The organism is Mariniflexile fucanivorans, from assembly GCF_004341235.1.
In the GTDB taxonomy this organism is placed as follows: Bacteria; Bacteroidota; Bacteroidia; order Flavobacteriales; family Flavobacteriaceae; genus Mariniflexile; species Mariniflexile fucanivorans.
In genome coordinates, this window is the sequence record NZ_SLUP01000010.1 from 149,247 (window position 1) to 171,556 (window position 22,310).

The 22,310-nt window shown below is 36.2% G+C and carries 3 protein-coding genes; all 3 read left to right on the forward strand.

Translation table 11 applies throughout. The annotated features are described in order from the left end of the window. Positions 1 to 360 precede the first annotated feature (360 nt). The gene (locus EV196_RS18320) at positions 361 to 8,628 is read left to right on the forward strand and encodes a T9SS type B sorting domain-containing protein (protein WP_132219234.1); all 8,268 of its coding nucleotides are present in this window, start codon (positions 361 to 363) and stop codon (positions 8,626 to 8,628) included. A 40-nt stretch (positions 8,629 to 8,668) separates the two neighbouring features. After that, a complete protein-coding gene (locus tag EV196_RS18325) occupies positions 8,669 to 9,652 on the forward strand; it encodes a PorP/SprF family type IX secretion system membrane protein (RefSeq protein ID WP_132219235.1) in 984 nt (327 codons plus the stop codon). A gap of 551 nt (positions 9,653 to 10,203) precedes the next feature. Then, positions 10,204 to 22,310: SprB repeat-containing protein (locus EV196_RS18330; RefSeq protein WP_132219236.1), on the forward strand; the 12,107-nt coding region annotated here is incomplete at its 3' end.

Genomic DNA, 22,310 nt, shown 5'->3' on the forward strand with positions numbered 1-22,310 from the left:
GATACTAGTTTTCTAAATAAATAATGAAGCCCTTGAGGTTTTAGCTTCGAGGGCTTTTAAATGGTATTCAAAAAAATAGATTTTTTTTTTGAATGCACCACTTCCTTATCATGTATTTATCTCATAAATACCATAAAATAATCGACCAAATAAGTTTTCGGTGTCATTTCATCGATTAAAGACTTAATTTATGATTTCAGTTTACAATTGTTCAAAAATATTTCACGATATTTATATCGCTGAAAAACAATTATTTCGGATAAAATAAATTTTACGTAAGAATAAAGTTGTTTTTCAAACAAAAACTATGATTAATATTTCTTTTTCCGCCCCAAGAAAAGGAATAAAAAATAATCAGCTATGAGAAAAACTACTTTTTTTAACCTACTCATCGTTTTATTTTCTTTACAATGCTTTAACGTTGTTATAGCACAAAACCTTGTGCCTTTTAATCCACGTTACGACGAGGCTATTAAAGGTGATATCCTTTTAATTGGAAATAGTAATATGGGGGTTCATCAAACAAACCCATATTCTGGAACTACTAATAATGAAAGTTCAGCTAATAGAGACCAGATGGTGTATGTTGACATTGATGGAGACACCAATACCTTCAACTCTAGTAGTGCAGATTTAGATGTGCCAAACGATGTTAGCTGTTATAAAGTTGTATATGCTGGTTTATATTGGAGTTCAGTAGTAAAAGGCAACACGGCCATGGAAGAAATTAAATTTAAAACTCCTGGAAGTAGTGCTTATTTAGATATAATTGGAACAGAGATTTATTATCAAAATTCTACAAATGATAGAAATTCAAATACCTATGCTTACTATAGCGATGTAACAAATATATTAACAGCTTTAAGCGATCCTGAAGGAACTTATACAGTAGCTAATATTTCCTCTATGACCTCTGCAATGATGAATAGCGGTGATGGGCGTAATACTGAAGGACTATCGGCAGGGTGGTCGCTTTTCGTTATTTATGAAGATCCTTTACTACCAAGTAAATACATAACGTCTTTTGATGGGTTTACAAAAATAGATAATCAAGCACCCAATAATCAACAAAACTTCGTTATTAATGGTTTTAAAACCATACCTACAGGCCCCGTTCGAGCTAAATATGCCTTTAGTGCTTTGGAGGGAGATAGAAGCTGGACACAGGATTATTTAGAAATTAATGGAACAAAAATTAGTGCCACTAATGCCAGTGGAACCACCATACGTCCTAACAATAACTTTTTTAATAGTACGGTATCCATTATAGATCCCATTACTAATTCGCCAATACTTTTTACAGATAGAAGCCCTACAAGTTCAAATACCTTAGGTTTTGATGCCGGTATTATAAACATCCCGAATGCAGGAAACAGTTTAATAGCAAATGGAGACACTTCTGCTAATATAAGGTTAGGTACGAATACCGATATTTATTATTTCTATTTTAATGCATTTGCTATTGAAATTATTGCACCAAATATAGTTTTAACCAAAATTGTTGAAGATGTACTTGGAAACGATATTGGAGGGCAAGTGGTAGACCTTGGTGATGAATTATATTATACTATAGGGTTTCAAAATACAGGAAACGATGATGCAACCAACTTAATAATTAGAGACATTCTCCCAACTAATATTGTATTTAATTATCCAGTTGATGTTGAAACTTTACCAACGGGAGTTACCGTTCAAAGTTACAATCCCACTACTCGTGAACTTGTCTTTAAGGTAGATGCTTCTGTGGTTGAAGAAGATGACCCAGTTTCTGAAATCCGTTTTAAAGTAACCGTAGTTTCATCGTGTAGTTTGTTAAATGATGCGTGTTCCAATAATATCGATAATCAAGCATATGCTACTTATAAAGGAACTATTAATCCAGATTTTACAATTTCAGACGATCCAAGTTACAATACAAACACAGGATGTTTATTAACACCCGGAGCTACAAACTTTTTAGCCGATTTAAATAATTGTGTTTTTGAAGAAGAAGTGATACTTTGTGGTGAAAGCACCGTATTAACGGCCGCTAGTGGTTACGATGCTTATTCGTGGTCTACAAGTCCATCTGGAACACCTGTTATAGGCACTACCCAGTCAATTACCGTTACGACTTCAGGTACTTACTATGTGCATAATATAGCAGCGGCACCTTGTCAATCTATAGATCAGGTTTTTAATGTCATTACGTTTGGTTTTGGTGTAACAAATCCTGTACTTCCTTTTGCAGATGAAATTGTTACATGTCCAAATGATGGTAAACAATTGCCAAATATTTATTTATGTGGAGACAATGATGCGCGTTTCATTCAAACCAATATCACCGATACATCATCCATGATTTGGGAGAAATTAGATGAAACAAGTTGTACAGCGATTACCGAAGAAGATTGTGCTAATGAAAATTTGGCATGTACTTGGAACCAAGTAGCAACGGGACCAAATTTTACAGCAGACACAGCAGGGCAGTACCGATTAACTTTAAATTATACTGGAGGTTGTTTTAATCAGTTTTATTTCAATATATATGAAAACTTATTAGTGCCAACGGTTACATTTAGAGATATTTATTGTACGACACCCGGCGAAATTAAAATTGGTAACGTTCCAAGTGGTTATGAGTTTAGTATTGATGGAATAAATTACCAAACAAGTAATGTGTTTTCAATTACGACACCAAATCAGTATCCAGTTTATATTAGACAGATAGATGTAACACCTAACCCTTGTATATTTTCAGTACCAGATGTTCAAATAAGACTAAGAGATTTTAGCGTTTCGAGTGTTGTAACGCAACCGTATTGTAATAATGAAAAAGGCAGTGTGAAATTAGCAGCTCATGATGTGCGTCCGCAATATTTCTACACCATTTATCAAGGAGCTACATTAATAAACAGTGTGGGGCCAATAAGTGAAAGTGATTACACATTTAAAAACTTAAACCCAGGAAGCTATACGGCAACGATATCTACTGAAGATGGATGTATTGAAACTATAGATGTTCAAATTATAAATCCACCATTATTAACCGCTACTTCGGCACTTACAAAACCGTTAACATGTACCGATGGAGAAATTACCGTATATCCGGTAGGAGGAACGCCTCCTTATTATTATTTTGTAAATAGCACTACTGTTTTTCAAAGCGAACCAATAATTCCGGTAACGGCTTCTGGAGTTTATAATATTACAGTTATGGATTCTAATAACTGTTCTGCTGAAACTTCCATAACCGTAAATGCCATACCAGCACCAGATTTTAACATTACTAAAACAGATATTTTATGTTCGGATGCAGGTGATATTGGTACCATAACTTTTAATGTTACAAATACAAATGGCAACAGTTTAATGTACAGTATTGATAATGGCGTAACATTCTATAATTCACCTGTTTTTACAGGATTAGCTCCAGGAACTTATGATACCGTAGTTCAATACACCATGGGAACAGATGTGTGTTTGTCAACACCTCAATCTGAAACCATTACAATAACAAGTGATATTAATGGAACAGCAACTTTAACCACACCATATACCTGTTTAACTAATGGTGTTATAACCGTTTCTGGTGTTTCAGGAGGCACTTCACCATATACATATAGTATTGATGGAGTGAATTTCCAAACAGGATTAACATTTTCAGGTTTGGTAAACGGAACATATGCCGTAACAATAAAAGATGCAAACGATTGTACCTTTATTACAGGTTCAATAACAATAGCCCCATTAGATCCTCTAACAGATTTAAGTTTTTCTCATACGCCATTAAGTTGCCCATTAATAACATCAAGTGTAACGCTAACGCCTACTGGTGGTTTTGGTACTTTACGATATCAAATTATTGCACCAGCAGCATCTACAACAGCATACCAAACTTCTAATGTGTTTACAGGTTTAGCTCCAAATACATATACATTTAGGGTTATAGATGAGAATGACTGTATTTATACGGAGTCCTATACTATTGCTCCTTTAGTTCCTATTACATTAAATACGGTTTTAACTAAAGATCTAGATTGTACAGCTTCTCCAGATGCTACCATAACAGGAACATTTTCAGGTGGAGTTGCACCATTTTCTTATGCGGTATCAATTAATGGAGCAGCATATGTTTCATTAGGAACTACGAGTTCTCCTTTTAGTTATTCAACCCCAAACAATGGCACTTATCAATTTTTAGTTACAGATGCCGTTGGTTGTACAGCAGAATCTAGTGTACAGAATGTTAATGCTATTTCATTACCTAGTTTTTCTGTGGTACAAACACAACCAATTTTATGTAATAGTGATAATTCAGCAGCGATTAAAATCACCATAGACAATACGGTTGGTACGCCACCTTTTGTTATTAATGTGAATAATGATACTACTGGCACTAATTATGGCACACAAACATCTGGTTTAGCTGCGGGAACTTATACCATTACTTTAACCGATGCTAAATCATGTACTGATATAAAAACCATTGTAATAGCAGAACCAACGCCTATTATTGTTACTCATCATCCCGTAGATATTACTTGCGATGCTTTTTTTGGAGTTTCAATGGGATCGGTTATTATTGATGCTGTTTCAGGAGGAACTGCTCCGTATAATTATTTTGTTACAGGATCGAATGGATATTCAGCCTCAGAACTTAATGCTACGGGATCAACTTCTGTGAATTTTGATGTTGTACAATTTGGGTTGTATCAAATAAATGTAGTTGATGCTAATGGATGTTCCGTATTGATTCAAGATGTTTTAGTAGCTTCACCTCCAGATAATTTGGACATCATTGTAAATACAACAGCAGATTGTACTACAGGTGGAGAGGCTGTGGTGCATATAGGTACGGCTTTAGCTAGTGTAGGACCTTTCTATTTTAGTATTTACCGCGGACCGACTTCAGTATACCCAAATCCAGTTGGGACTTGGCAGCCTGAAGATGCCTATGGTAGTAAAAAAACAACGTTTACAGGCTTGGTTCCAGGCGTTACTTATACGTTTATTGTATTTGATGATGCCACAGATTGTAGTTATTATCAATCGGCTACAGCATCCATACCAACAAATTCAACATTAACAGCTACGGCTTTAACGTCTAATAATATTTCGTGCGTGGGAAGTGCCGATGGTAATGTATCATTCACCATTAATAGTACTTATGGTATCGCTACAACTGTAAATTATGAAATTTGGGATTCCTTATCCACAACACCCACAGGAATTAGCGGTACGGGCGTTGTACCCGCAAGCGGAAATTTATCAGTTACCAATCTAGGGGCATTGCCTTTTGGAACTTATTTTGTTTTAATTAGTGAAACTTCTGGTCCTAATGCCGGCTGTGGTGTAGTTACTGCTCCTTTTAATATAAGTGAATCGGCATTTGATTTAAATATTAGTGCTACCGTTGATAAAAACGCTAATTGTAATGCCAATTCTGGAGTTATAAGCGTTATTGCTAAAGATGGAACGGCACCTTATTTATACCAATTAACTACATCGGCTACCGAGCCTTTAGCGACAGATCCTTTATGGGCAAATGCAACAACTTTTAATAGAGATGCAGGTAATTATTATGCTCACGTAAAAGATGCGTATGGTTGTATAAAAACAACAGCAGTTGTTGTTTTACCATCAGATCCTACACCTGTAATTTCGGTTGCGATAAACAATCAATGTACCGATGTTGAAGGCAATTTTGCAATTGATGTTACATTAACTTCAGCAGGTATTGCCCCTTATGCTTATAGTATTGATGGAGGTGCTTTTCAAACTAGAACTGCTCCGTTTACCATAATAAATCTAGCATCGGGAACCCATACCGTTGAGGTTAAGGATGCTAATGGTTGCGGTAATTTAGTAAGTATAGATATTGAAGCGCCATTAGGGTTAACTCCCATGGTTACAACATTGGCAACATGTAATGATGACGATGGCGTATTAACTTTTACTGGTACAGGTGGGTCGGGTTCTTATACCTTTAGCATAAGTCCAGCAGTGGGTACAATTTCTGGTAATGTTATTTCTGGATTGCCTTCTGGCACCTACACGGTTACCATGACAGATGCCATAACGTTTTGTACAGAAATTGTTGAGGTATTTTTACCATCAGTACCACTTCCAACAATAACAATTGGAGCACCAACACAAGTTACTTGTTTTGGAGAATTTACTGGAACGTTTGAAATTAATGTAAGTGGCTATTCGGGACCTTATTCTTATGAAGTTTTCAATAGTTCTGGAGTATCTATAAATGGTGTTGTTTCAGCAAATACTTCAACCAATCCCTTATTGGTATCAGGAATTCCAGCAGGAAATTATACCGTGAAAGTCACAGAAACTGCAACTCCGTTTTGTTCGGCTTCTTCAAATGTGGTTACTATTAATTCACCTATTAATCCGTTGTCAGTTGTAGCTATAGAAACCTCGAATGTTACTTGTGATGATGATAAAGGTACCATTACAGCTACAGCTACTGGTGGTTATGGTAGTTATGAATACGAACTAACAGGCTCAGCTTCCGTAGCTTATTCTTCTAATGGAACTTTTAGAAATTTATCATCAGGAAATTATACCGTATATGTTAGAGATGCAGGTGGATGTATAGCTTCAGATAATGTAACGTTAACAATTCCATTACCAATAAATGCCACTGTAACAGCCAATACAACAACATTGTCTTGTTTTGGTGATACAAATGCAATTATTACTGCAAACGCAGCTAGTGGAGGTGCAGGTAGCAATTTTAGCTATACATTGCATAGAATTTTACCAACAATCACATCTTCTGGTCCTCAAGCATCACCAGTATTTAGTGGACTAGGAGAGGGAACTTACTATGTGGTTGTTACCGATAGTTATAATTGCGAATTTACATCACCAAATATTATAATAACCGAACCAACGCAGGTAGAAGCTAGTTTAGTAAAAGTAACTTCGCAAACTTGTACAACCGACACTACATTAAGGTTGAGTGCCACAGGTGGCACAGGCCCATATACATATAGCGATACAGCAAATTTCGCAACTGTTTTAGGCACGTTTGCTTCACAGTCTTCAACAATTCCCGTAATCCCCGGAACTTACATGTATTATGTTCGAGATGTTTACGGTTGTGTTGCAGGGGTTTCAAATGAAATAAAAGTAGATCCATTACCAAGCTTAAATGTTAATTTAGATGCTACCAATGCCTTTATTAACTGTGCCGGCGATAATACTGGTGTTATTGAGGCTAAGGCTGAAGGAGGATTAGGTAGTTATGTTTATACCTTACAAGATGCTTCTGGAACTAATATACCGGGAGCCATTCAGAATAGTCCAGGAGTTTTCACGGAGCTTCCAATTGGAACATACCAAGTACGTGTAGATAGTGGTGACTGTTTAACTATAACATCGCAAATAGCAATTACACAACCAACAGTACCATTAACAGTTAATTTTGTTCCTGCAAACGTTACTTGTAGTGGAGCAAATAATGGATCTGTTGTAATAAATGCTTCTGGAGGAACCGGTATTATAAAATATGCTATTTCACCAAGATTAGACCAGTTTTTTGAAACATCATTATTTGAAAATCTAGCACCAGGTAATTATCAAGCTATGGCTCAAGATGAATTAGGTTGTTTTGTAATTTCTGATTTTGAAATAGTTGAACCATTACCAGTTGTGCTTACCATTGTTCCAGACAGTATGTTTCCAGAGGTTTGTGAAGGTGATATGAATGGAGAATTTAGTATTGATATTTCTGGAGGAACACCACCTTACCGTGTCGTTTTAGATGATATTAACGGTACATATACAACAGGGACCTTAACGCAAACAGAATTCCCTTTTACAAATTTGTCAGGAGGAGATCATATTGTATATGTAAGTGATGCGCTTGATTGTATTTCAGAATGGAATATCACGTTCCCAGAATCGGTGACCATTAATCCAGAAGCAGCTGTTGAATTTGATTGTTTTAACAACATTACAGCCAACACGGTTACCGTTACCGTTGATGAAAGTATAACTGACCCTGCAGACCTGGATTATTCATTAAACGGTGGTACCTATCAAATTAGCAATGTGTTTGTAAACGTACCATCTGGTATAGGGCATTATATTGATGTAAGGCATACCAATGGCTGTATAAAAAGGACAGCAAGTTTTGATGTTGAACAATACTCACAATTGGCCTTAGTGTTAAATGATGGAGATTTAAATGAAATTATAGCCGTAGCTACTGGAGGTTCAGGAGCTTATGAATATACCTTGAATGGAGAACCTTACGGAAGCACCAATAAGTTTTTAATATATGAATCTGGTAATTACACGGTTACAGTAACCGATAGCTATGGTTGTTTTGCTACTGCTACCAGATATTTTGAGTTTATCGATTTGTGTATTCCAAATTATTTTACACCAGACAAAGAGACTAATTATGAATGGGGACCAGGATGTGATTCGCAATACAAAAACTTAACCTTCAATATTTATGATAGGTATGGAAGAAGAGTCGCCACCTTGGGTGTGGATGAAAAATGGGACGGAAAGTACAATGAAATAGAATTACCTACAGGCGATTATTGGTATGTTGTAAAACTAAATGATAAAAATTATGATAGAGAATTTGTTGGACATTTTACGCTATACAGGTAAATGAAATTAGTGATTTTAATCACTAAGCAATAAAAACATTATGCGCAAAACAATCATATACCTACTTTTTATGGCACTGGGCACGTTGCACGGTCAAGAGCTGAACCTACCGGTATTCACGCAATATCTGGCCGATAACAACTTTGTGGTCTCACCGACCTATGCTGGGATCGGCGATAACTTAAAGATTCGTGCCAACGGCCTCACGCAATGGGTGGGTATCAAGGACGCGCCAGACAACCAATCGCTGTATGCCGATTTTAGGATCGCGGACCGCTCGGGCGTAGGGCTTTCATTTTACAACGATAAGAACGGTAACACCATCCAGACGGGTGCCAAATTTTCCTTTGCGCACCACCTAACGTTGGACTATTACTCCAAGCAGTACCTGTCCTTTGGGATTTCGTATAATTTAAACACCTTCAGGATTGATGTCAACAACTTATATGGCTATGACGAAAATAACGGGACACCAATACCTTCGGGCTTAACGGATGATAGGCGTACGGCCAACAACAATTTCGATGTAGGTATACTGTATAGGAACAAAGGGTTCTTCGCGAGTTTAAACGCGAACAATATTCTTGAAAAGAATATAGATGCGGATATTCGAAAAACCGAGCCTATCATGCTGCTCAACTACCAGATCTATTCGGGGTATACCTTTAAGGGCCCCAAGAACAGCGGGCTGGAGTTCGAGCCATCGGTGTATTACCAGATGTTCAGCAGCGACAAGCGCTCGAGTACGGACGTGAACTTCAAGTTCCGGAAATACAACAGGAACGATGACTATTATTGGGCTGGTCTATCGTACCGTTACCTTAACGACCAGTTCTTCAAGCCCTTGAACGTAGGGCCTATGGCGGGCTTCAAGAAGAGCAACTTTTACTTTGGCTACGCCTACCAGATCACCATGAACGAGCTCTCTGGCTTCAACTCTGGGACGCACGTAATAACCATCGGGCTTGATTTTCTGCAGGGCATCAGCAATTGTCCTTGTACACAAAACCCTGTGCATTATTAGCTTGATCTTAATGATCATGTAACATTCAATCTTAATAAATCATTATTTTAAACATAAACTTCTTCATAAAAAAAATGATTAATTAGGGAATACAAGAATATATACCTTGTTTCTGTATTTGCATACCAGTACATAAAAAATATTCTTCACCTATTTAAAAAAAAAATATTCTTACAAATATAAATTCTTAAGCATTACTTAGTAAGAAATATATTTCATATTTATTATTTAACCATCTATTATTTACTTTAATATAGGAAAAAACATATAAATTAATTAAATAGTGTATTTCATCGAAAAAAAAGTGCATTTCATGGAATTTATTTATATTTTTGGACTTTGTTACTAAGAAATATTGTTGCCAATAAAGAATAATGGTTGATATAAAATTATTATGAAAGTTGGGTATTCTTTAGGGGGTTTTGATAATGGTTTTGTAAGAGGATAAAGAGGCTTTATTGATGTTGGGTAACAATTAAAGTTGAAAATAGAATGTAAATAGCTATAATTTTATAAAATCTTTCTGATTAATCAAAATCCCAAATGCAGTAATGATGAAAAACTTTACTTTTTTAAAACATATTCTTTCACAAATAAATATCCTAGTAAACCTTTCTGAAAAATTATTGTCTTTTTTCAAATTGATTGCGAAAAAAATATATGATTTACAATTATATGTTGCTTTTGGTTTTTTATTAAAATTTAGGAAAGCAACTTACCAATTGATGCTTTGCTTAATATTATTAAGTACAGCAACAGCTTTTTCGCAACTAGCAGTACCTTTTAGCCCCAGATTACCAGGTGGAAGTATTAAAGTAAAGGGCGATATTGTTTTAATAGGAAATAGTATCATTAAAGGAAAAGGTTTGTCAGATCCTTATAATGGTACTGGTAATAACAATAGTTACGAAGGCGAGTATATAAATGTGGCAAGTGGAGGAGACGCTTCTATATTCAGTTCTAGTACTGCAAATTTAGCTTTAAATACCTCATGTAAAAGTATTTTATATGCTGGTTTGTATTGGGCATCAGTTTATCCCAATGCCGTAGGTACAAATTCAGGTCAAAATTTTGTAGGTACTGCGAGACTCAATGATTGGAATCAAGTGAAATTTAAATTGCCAACGGGTGGATTTGTTGATTTGGTTGCTGATACTAATACAGACCCTGTAGGAGAAGAAGATGATATTATTTTTGATGGTTATGATTATTCAAACATCAATAACTCCTTTAAAGATTCGCCTATAATATGTTATAAAAATGTTACAAATCTATTACAAAGTTTAACCGATGCAGATGGAACTTATACTGTTGCTAACTTAAGAGCAACTACAGGTAGAAGAAATGGAGGATGTGCAGGGGGTTGGACACTTGTGGTGATATATGAAAGTCCGACACTACCTAGTAAATTTATTTCAGTTTTTGATGGTTATGCAGGTGTTCAAGGAAGTACTTCTATTGATATTCCTGTGTCTGGTTTTCAAACCTTGCCAGCCCCATCTCCCGTTGTTGCGAGAATAGGAGTTTCTGCTTTAGAGGGTGATTTAGGTTTGTCTGGTGATACTTTTAGATTCAAAGCGAGTACATCGGCAGCATTTACTACTATAAGTGACGCTTTAAGTCCTGCAAACAATTTTTTCAATTCTAGAATCACAAACAATGGATCTTATATTACCGCTCGAAATCCTAGTAGTCAAAATACTCTTGGTTTTGATATTAAAAATGTTATAATACCAAACCCACTTAACGGTGTAATCCCTAATGGAGCATCGGCAGGTGATTTAAAATTAACAACATCGGGAGATGGTTATGGTGCTTTTGTTACGTCTTTCGCTGTTGATATTATTGAACCAAAAATTTTATTAACCAAAGTTGTTGAAGACGCATTAGGAAATGATGTAGGTGGAGCAGATGTAACTCTTGGAGATGAGTTAAATTATGTTATTGGATTTCAAAATATAGGGAATGATGATGCTACAAAGTTTACTATTAGAGATATACTACCTATAAATGTAATTTTCAATTACCCAGCAGACTTAGGGGTATTACCTTCAGGTATTTCAGTGCAAAATTACAATGCATTAACAAGAGAAATTATTTTTGAAATTGATGATTCTGTAGTCGAAATAAACGATCCTGTTCTTGAAATTCGATTTAAAGTTTCGGTTGTGCCATCTTGTAACATGCTAAGTGATGCATGTTCTAATAGTATTGACAATCAAGCATATGCAACTTACGAAGGTGTTTTTAATCCTAATTTCACTATTTCAGATGATCCAAGTATTAATAGTAATTCGGGTTGTATATTAACGCCTAAGGCAACTAATTTTTTAGTTGGTGTAGATGATTGTTTGTTTACTGGAACAGAAGTGCTTTGTGGAGCAACGGTTGAACTAACAGCGGCTAGCGGTTATAATACATATTCGTGGTCAACCAGTCCAACAGGTACTCCTGTAATTGGAACAAATCAATCTATAACAGTATCAAATGTAGGAACTTATTATGTTCATAATACAGCTGATGCTCCTTGTTTATCTATTAATCAAGAAATTACGGTTATTCCTTTTGGGGGAATTATTACTAATCCCGTAATTCCTTTTGCAGATGAAGTTGTTATTTGTCCTAATGACGGAAAACAATTGCCCAATATATTTTTATGTGGTGCCAATGCATCAAGAGATATACAAACAGGCGTTTCAGATGGTTCAACAATTATTTGGGAAAAGCTAAACGAAGCAAGTTGTGCGGCCGTTTATAGTACAGATTGTGCTAATGAGAATACATCGTGTACTTGGACTCAAGTTGGTACTGGACCAAATTATACCGTGAATACTTCGGGGCAATTTAGGATAACATTAAATTATGCTGGCGGATGCTTTAATAGATATTATTTCAATTCTTATCAAAATTTATTAAACCCAACAGTATCAACTCAAGATATTATATGTACAACACCAGGACAAATAACTGTTGGAGGCGTGCCTTCTGGTTATGAATACAGTATTGATGATATTAATTATCAGCCAAGTAATATTCTTGATGTTAGTTCACCAAACATATATACAGTATACATAAAACAAGTAGGTGTAACTACTAATCCTTGTGTTTTTTCAGTACCGGATATTCAAATAAGACAAAGGAATTTCACGGTATCAACAGTTGTTACTCAACCATATTGTAATGGAGGAAAAGGCAGCGTGAAGTTAGCAGCTAATGATGTACGTGCACAATATTCATATGCTATTTATCAAGGAGCTACTTTAGTAAACAGTGTAGGTCCTATTGATGATAGTGATTATACATTTCTAAATCTAAACCCTGGAACCTATACGGCAACAATATCTACAGAAGATGGATGTACTGAAACCGTAAATTTTGATATTATAAATCCGCCATTGTTAACGGCAACGTCGGCAATTACAAAACCCTTAACCTGTACCGATGGAGAAATTACGGTATATCCAACAGGGGGAACTGCACCTTATTTTTATTTTGTAAACAGTACAACTGAATTTCAGGATGTGCCAGAAATTGTTATTACATCAGCAGGAACTTACAATATAACTGTAGTAGATTCTAAAAACTGTAGTACAAATACAACCATAACCATAGATGATAATCCGGCACCTATTTATACAATTAATCAAAATAATATTTTATGTTATAATGATAACTCAGGAAGTATTGAATTTAGCGTAACAAATGCTAACGGATATACTTTAGAATACAGTATAGATAATGGAGTTACCTATGTTTCAAATCCTGTTTTTTCAAATTTAACCATAGGTGATTATGAAGCTATATTAAAATATTCAATTGGAGTTTCAGAATGTTTTACAATAGCACAAAGTATTACTATAACTCAACCAGATGCTGCTTTAACGGCTTCTTCAGGTGTTTCGGAATTGGCAGGATGTGGCCCTTCAGATGAAGGAAGAGTTCGTATTACCAATCCGCAAGGAGGTACACCTCCTTATGAATATAGTTTTGATAATCAGGCTACTTGGGTAACTACAAATGAATCCTATGTTTTACCTGGAACTTATACTTTATATATAAAAGATGCTAATGGTTGTGTTTACGCAATGTCATCTATCACTTTGGATCCTGAGCCAGTTGCACCAACTATAGATGTTTCAGATCCTGATTTTAATTGTGATGGAACTGCAGGAGCTACTGTAACTGTAACAAACCCAGGAAGCAGTTCCTTTACTTATAATTATTTATTAGATGGCGTTCCAAATACTAATACAGCAGATCCTAAAACATTTTTAGATGTACCGGATGGATCGCATACAATAACTGTTGAGTATGTTTTATCTTCTGTTCCAACATATAGTAATTTATTATATGAGACGTTTGGTTATGGTGATGATACGACCTCTCCTGGTATAAATCCAACTTATTATTGTTTTGAAAGACAAGTAGTAGCAACACAATGTAAAGGTAATCCAGCAATAAATGATGGCGATTATAGTGTCACAGCTCGTGTTGTACATCCTTTTAGTGCATGGGTACAACCAGGGGATCATACACCTGCTACTGTGCCAGCAACACCTAAAGGGAGATGTTTAGTTGTAAACATTGGAGCGACAATCCCCAAAACAGAAACTTTATATGAAAAGCAGATTAATGATATCATTCCTAATCAGCCTATTAATGTCGAGTTTTTTGCCATGAACCTACTTAAAACGGGAAATACACAATACGACCCTGATTTAGTTGTAGCTTTAGTTAATAGCTCTGGAATTGAAATATCTTCATTTTCTACTGGTAACATTCCAAAAACACAATTATGGGAGAGTTATCCAAAAACTCCTATGACATTAGATCCAGGTTCAAATACAAGCTTAAAATTTATCGTAAGATCTAATGTTCAGCAAGTTAGTGGTAATGATGTCGCTATTGATGATATCAGCGTATACCAACTACCAAAAAGCTGTGTAACCCAAGTAGAATTCCCGTTTATTGTTGATTCAGGTAAGGCTTTTACTTCTAGTTCTACAGGATCTACAAACGCTACCTGTAACGGTAGTGCCGATGGGACTATAACAATTTCTGCCCAAAATTTTGACATCGCTACTGGATTTCAATATTCTATAGATAATGGTATTACTTGGAATACTCAAATGACTTCACCATATACTATTACAGGATTGGCAGCAGGTAATTATAATGTTATGGTGCGTTATGAAACATGTAGTTTTACACTTCCTCAAACTATTTCAGAACCAACACCTTTACAGGTTAGTGTTTCTGGAACACCGGTTACTTGTCTAGCTGGTTCTACGGTTACTGCAACAGCAACGGGGGGAACTGCTGCATATTCTTATCAATTATTAGATACAGCAACATTAAATTTAGTAAACGTTTTTCCTAGTAATGGCATTTTAACAAATGTAGCTCCTGGAGATTACACTGTTAGAGTAACTGATGCCAATGGATGTACAGCAACAGATATAATCAATCTTGTAGATTCGGTACCTCCAACCGCTTCTATTGCCACAACTTCAGATTATTGTTACGATTCTACAAACGGAGCCACACTTGAAGTTACAGCTTCTGGAGGCGTTGCACCTTATGAATATAACATTAATGGCGGCCCATTTGGATCAAGTCATATTTTTGCAAATTTAGTACCTGGAACTTACACCATTATAGTAAGAGATGCCTATGGATGTACAGTAACTTTACCAGCAGAAACTATTGCACCTCAATTAACAGCAAATACGACTTTAACAAAAGAGTTGGATTGTTCTGCATCACCAGACGCCGTAATAACAGGAACCATTACAGGTGGTTATGCGCCATTTACTTATGAAGTTTCCATCAATGGTTCGGTATATACTTCGTTAGGATCAACGGGAACACCATTTATATATTCAGCAGGAACCGCAGGAACTTATCAATTTAGAATTACAGATGCTAACAGCTGTCAATCGCTTTCAAACATTATTACTGTTGATTCAATAACCAATCCAACAGTTACGGCAACTACAACAAATGTAACTTGTAATGGTGCTTCTGATGGTACTGCACAATTAGTAGGATTAGGAGGCTCAGGTGGCTATACTTTTAGTAATGATAATATTACTTTTGGAACAACTTCCTTATTTACAGGATTATCGAATGGTTCACATACTTTTTATGTAAAAGATAGTAAGGCTTGTACATCAAGTATTACTATAAACATAACTCAACCAACGCCATTAGCAACCACAGCTAATGCTTCGACTTTTAGTTGTAGTGCAACGAATACCAAACAATCTGCGCTAATCACTATTGATGTACCAACAACAGGAACAGCACCATATCAATACAGTTTTAATAACGGTGCATCATTCAGTTCAAGTAATACCTTAACCGTAAACGATAATGGATCGGACCAAACCTTTAACTACGTTGTAAAAGATGCCAATGGCTGTTTAACAACGGCTCAAACGATTACATTAATCGCATTAGCTCCACCAACGGATTTAGTTTTTGATTCAGCCGCAGTTACTTGTGCAGCAACAACAACAACAGTAAACATAACTAATACAATTGGTGGTGTTGGAACGTTACAATATGAAACCATTTCGCCTTCACCAATAATAAGAGGAAAGCAGGCATCAAATTCATTTGCCAACTTAACGCCAGGAACTTATGTTTTTAGGGTGACCGATGCTAACGGATGTTATTATTCAGAATCTTATACTATCGCTCCTGTAATACCTATTGCTATAACAGGAACTAAATTGAGTGATGTATTATGTCGAGGAGACAATAGTGGATCTGGGACTTATTCCGTTTCAGGAAATGCCACAGTTGGGAATTACACATTTGTATTAACAGCAGGAAGCTTGGGTACAGGAACACTTACACCATCTGGAAATGTATTAACACTATCAAATGTAGTGGCGGGTACTTATACTGTGGAAGTAACAGATTCAGCAACACAATGTACTGCAAATGCAACAATAAGTATTACAGAACCAACTAATGCATTAACACTTTCGGAAACAAGTAATATAAACGCAAACTGTTTCAATAGAGCTCAAGTAACTGTAACAGCATCAGGTGGCACACCAAATTACACCTATGCTTTTGTTCAAGATGGGGCATCTCCAACTGGACTTTATGCTTCTAGTAGCAGCGCTACCTTAGATCCTATTACAAATACGGATTGGGATGTTTGGGTTTTGGATAATCAAGGTTGTACCACAAAATTAGATATTGTTGTTAGTTCAGATGGAACACCATCCATTGATGCTGTACCATCACAATGTTACACGGGAACCCCTATTGCAATTACTTTATCTGGAACAACTGTTGGAACACCAACCTATAGTATTGGAGGTGCGTATCAAACGAGTCCAAACTTTAGTATAAATGCTCCTGGAGTATACAATGTGAGCATAAAGGACGGGAATGGTTGTATTGCATCTAGAACTTTTGAACTGAAGCCAGAATTGTTATTGGATGCTAATATGACGCAAGATTTAACTTGTATTGCTAGTGCTAGTATCGCATTAACACCAAATGGAGGTACAGGAACATACAGTACTTATGAAGTTGATTATAATGGAGGTGGATACTCTACAATATCAGGGTCTCCATATACTGCAACATTAGATGGGAATTATCGATTTAGGGTTATAGACTCACAAGGTTGTCAAGCTGAATCTAGTATTGTTATAGTGAATCCAGTTATCCCAATCACTGCATCCAATTCAAAAGTAGATCCAACATGTAATGGGGATTCTGATGGTTCGATTACTTTAACCGCATTAACAGGAGATGCACCATTTAGATACAGTATTGATGGTGGATCAACGTTTGTAACATCAAATGTGTTTGGTGGTTTGGTTGCAGGTAGTTATAATTATTTAGTAAGAGATAATAAAGAATGTGATATTAGCGGAACAGTTGTATTGAACGATCCAGCTCCAATTGTTCCTAATATTATAACAAATGGAATACAATGTAGTCCTAATACACCTGGAAGTTTTGATATTAATATTGCTTCAGGCGGAACAGCCCCTTATGTATATACATTATATGATAATTCATTTACTCAGATTGATACTTATACTGAAATAGCTTCCGCAAGTACCCCAGTTTGGAATTTTGGAGGTTTAAATTTTGGTGATTATTATATTACCATTGTAGATGCTAATGGATGCGAGTATAGAAGTAATAAGCTACGGATAGAACCTATTCCTTATTTGAATTTAACCAGTGCCATTGCTTCTGCGTCTTGTTTAACAGGAGTTGATGTTGAATTAAATGTAACTGGAGGTATTCCTGATTATACTTATTTAATATATGGTCAACCCGCAACATCTGTTACAACATCTGCTACTTCGTACACTTTTTCGGGATTAGATCAAGGTACAACCTATGTATTTGAAGTAATTGATATAAATGGCTGTCCTTCTTATTTAGAAATTACAACACCGCTTATTTCGCCAATAATCATAGATCCATTAGTAGCAACAAATGTTAGTTGTTTTGGTGCTAATAATGGTGAAATAACATTTACTGTTGATCAATATGATTTATCGACTACAGATCTATACTATGAGGTACGTGATAATTTAACGAATACAGCAGTTATACCGGCAATAAATGGTCATTTGACTGGATTTAATCCTGGTCCTGCTAATGGGACAATTACAGGATTACCAGCAGGTAATTATACTTTGTTTGTTAGAGAATTTGATGGTACAACATTATGCAGTACTACTTTACAATTTCAAATAACACAACCAATTCAGCCTCTTGCATCAGCAATAACAGCAGAAATAAATGCAAATTGTAATTCCGGTGCGCAACTTACACTTACAACAACAGGAGGAACAGGACCTTATAAATACGCAATAGGAGCTGTAGGTTTTGTGCCAGTAGCTAGTGATTTTGGTACAAGCAATGTGTTAAACCTAGATTACAATATCAGAACTAATTGGGATATTGTTGTAGAAGATACCAATGGTTGTCAGTTTAGAATTATTGATAAAAGTATAAGTTTAGACCCATCGCCTTCGGTAACAACTCCCGCTTTGGCATCTAATCAATGTTTTGTGAGTTCAGGTTTCACCTTTACAGCTGTAGGCGCATCTGGTGTAACCCCATATGTTTATAGTATAAATGGCGGTGCATCTTTTCAAGCAAGTTCAACATTTACTGTTAATACACCAGGAAGTTATACAGTTACTATTAAAGATGCTAATGGCTGTACGGCTACTAGTCCAACTCCAACTATAGTTTACGCACCATTAACTTCTATTGCTAGTATAACAAAAGAATTAGATTGTTCAGCGTCACCAGATGCCATTATTACAGTTACTATGTCGGGTGGGAATGGACCATACACTTATACAGTTCAAAAAGGAGCGGGTGTGGTAAGTGCCCCAAGCGCACCTATTGTAGGTCCCACATTTACATATTCAGTTGCTTTGGTTGATGTAGATACTTATACTTTTGAAATTACAGATGCAAATAGTTGTACTTCAACTACTACTATAGGAGTAGATCCTATAACCAATCCAATCGTTACATCAAATAAAACAGATGTTAGTTGTAATGGAGGTTTTAATGGTACGGTACAGCTAACGGGTTCTGGAGGTTCAGGTGGTTATACTTATAGTGATGATAATGTAACATTTACATCTACTTCATTATTTACGGGATTAGCAGCAGGTTCATATACGTTTTATATACAGGATAGCAAAAGTTGTACATCAAATGTTCTTGTAACCATTACTGAACCAGTATTACTTGCAGGAACTGGAGCTTTAACACAAGGTTTAACTTGTGGCTCGGGCAATGCAACACAAGCAGCCGAAATAACTATTGCGGTAACGCCAGGAACAGGAACTGCTCCATATACCTATAGTTTTGATGGGGGAGTTAATTATACCACTTCCGATAATTATTTTACATATACTTCTGAAACTGTATCCGCATTCATAAAAGATGCTCATGGATGTTTTGCAGGTCCCATAGATATAACTGTACCAGCTTTAAATCCTCCAACGGATTTAGATTTCATATCACCAGCAGTGACCTGTATAGCCCCAACAACCGATGTGACACTAACCACAACAAATGGCGTAGGCACATTAAGTTATGCGATACTTTCACCAGCTAGTGAAGTAGGAAATACTACTGGATTGTCAACTGGAACCTTTACTGGATTAGCACCAGATACTTATATGTTTGAAGTGACCGATGCCAATGGATGTACCTATCAGGAATCCTATACAGTGGTACCGGTAACGAATATTACAATAGCTGGATTAAAATTAAATGATGTTTATTGCTTTGGTGATAATACGGGAGCGATTCAATTTACGGTAAGCGATTATGTAGGAACATATACCGCTACATTAACAAGTGGAACGGGAACATTGACTCAAACAGGCAACACGATAGATTTAACAGGATTGGTAGTTGGTAGTTATACTGTTGAGGTTACAGATGATATCACGGGATGTCCCGCAACGGAAACAGTTATAGTTTCAGAGCCACTAAGCCCATTAACATTTACAGCAACGGCGGCTAATGTATATTGTACTAATGATGAATCACAAATAACAGTGACTCCATCAGGAGGTACAGCGACTTATACCTATGCAGCTGTTTTGTCGGGTAACCCAGCACCTGCACTAGGAGCTTACGGTAATAACAATGTTGTGACGGTTGATACCAATTCGGGATTAGACTTAGTATGGGATGTTTATGTACAAGACGCCAATGGGTGTGTTACCTCTAATCCAATTACAGTAGTACTTGATCCGATGCCAACGGTAGTAGTGCCAGCAATGGCTGCTAACCAATGTTCGGTTTCTTCAGGGTTTACCTTTACAGCAATAGGTTCATCTGGAGTTATACCATATACCTATTCTATTGGTACAGGTTTCCAATCAAGTGATACGTTTACTGTTTCAACTCCAGGTACGTATTATGTAACTATTAAAGATGCCAATGGTTGTGAAGCTATAAGTCCAACGCCAGTAACAGTATATCCAGCTATAGATCTTATATATTCTATCACAACATTACCAAGTTGTGCAGAAGGAGATGGTGTTATCAGTATAACGGGTTCAGGCGGTTCAGGAATTTATAATTATAGTATAAATCCTTCGGCATCCATCACGCAAACAGGGAATGTATTCTCTGGCTTATCATCGGCAGTTAATTATGTTGTTACAATAGAAGATGCAACCACATCTTGTACAAAAGATATATCGGTAATGTTATCAACCGCTACTCCTGTTGCATTTACATCAACATCAACACCGGTTAGTTGTAATGGAGGTAACGATGGTGGTATTACTATAAATTTACCAATGAGTAATGATAACCCTATTTATACTTATGAAATTACCGCACCTATTACCGTTGCGGCTCAAACCTCTAATTCATTTTCTGGATTGGCGGCAGGCACTTATACCGTGTTGGTAACTTCGGGTAGAGGGTGTACATTGTCACAAGATGTAACGGTAAATGAACCTAACCCGATAGTAGTTTCAGCACCTATAGTTGTTGATTATGCTTGTTCAACAGGTACAAACACAACAAATTTTGCAACTATTACGGTAAACACGGTAACAGGAGGATCTGGTACATACGCTAATTATGAATTTATAAAGAATGGAAACGTTGTTCAGTTTAGCAACAATAATTTATATACTGAGTCCGATTTAACAGGAGGCAACTATACTATCAATGTTTATGACGATAATGGGTGTATAGGTACAACAACAGTTAACATTGCTCCTTATATTCAATTAGATAAAATAAATATAAGTATTGATAATGCCATTACCTGTACAAATGACGAGGACATTACGGTTTCTGTAAGCACTAGTGGAGGTACACCAACTAATTTAGAATTTAATGTAGATATTATAGGTAGTACAAGTGTTTATAGCCAAACGAATGTTACTGGTGTATTTACAGGTTTACCAATTGGCAATTATATTATTACTGTTGCCAATTTGGATACAGGTTGTAGTTTACAAAGAGTACATTATATAAGTGAACCCAATACGTTCGATCTTACTATAGATTCAGTAATAGATGTAACTTGCTTCTCTGCTTCAGATGGTAGCGTGAATGTAACATTTATTGATAGAGTACCAACACCAATAGATAATGCGGGGCTTTTCAGTTATACTGTTTCAGATGCTTTAGGCAATTTGGTAACTTCTGGAAGCACTGCAAATGCTGGTCCTGTGTCTATTACAAATTTAGTATCAGGAACTTATACAATATCTGCTACGTTAACAAATTCACCGTATTGTTCAATAAGCAAAAACTTTACGATTACGGCACCAACAGCAGCTTTGGCTGTTTCAGAAACACATACAGAAATCACTTGTGTAAGCGGTAACAATAATGGAACTATTTCGGCAACTGCAACAGGAGGTTGGCCAGGTGGTTATGAGTACCAATTAGAGCTTACATCAGGAAGTATTATTACTCCATTTAGCGATGTGTATAATTTTAATGGATTAACAGCCGGTGAATATCTAGTAAGTGTTAGGGATTCAAGAGGCTGTGTAAATTCGGAAATAGTTAACCTAGCTATCCCCGCAGCAATAGGAGCAACAGTTACACCAAGCACAACCTTATTGACATGTTTTGGAGACACCAATGCTTCCATAACGGT

Coding starts and splice junctions, on each gene's coding strand:
- EV196_RS18320 (WP_132219234.1), top strand. CDS start 361: ATGAGAAAAACTACTTTTTTTAACCTACTCATCGTTTTATTTTCTTTA.
- EV196_RS18325 (WP_132219235.1), top strand. CDS start 8,669: ATGCGCAAAACAATCATATACCTACTTTTTATGGCACTGGGCACGTTG.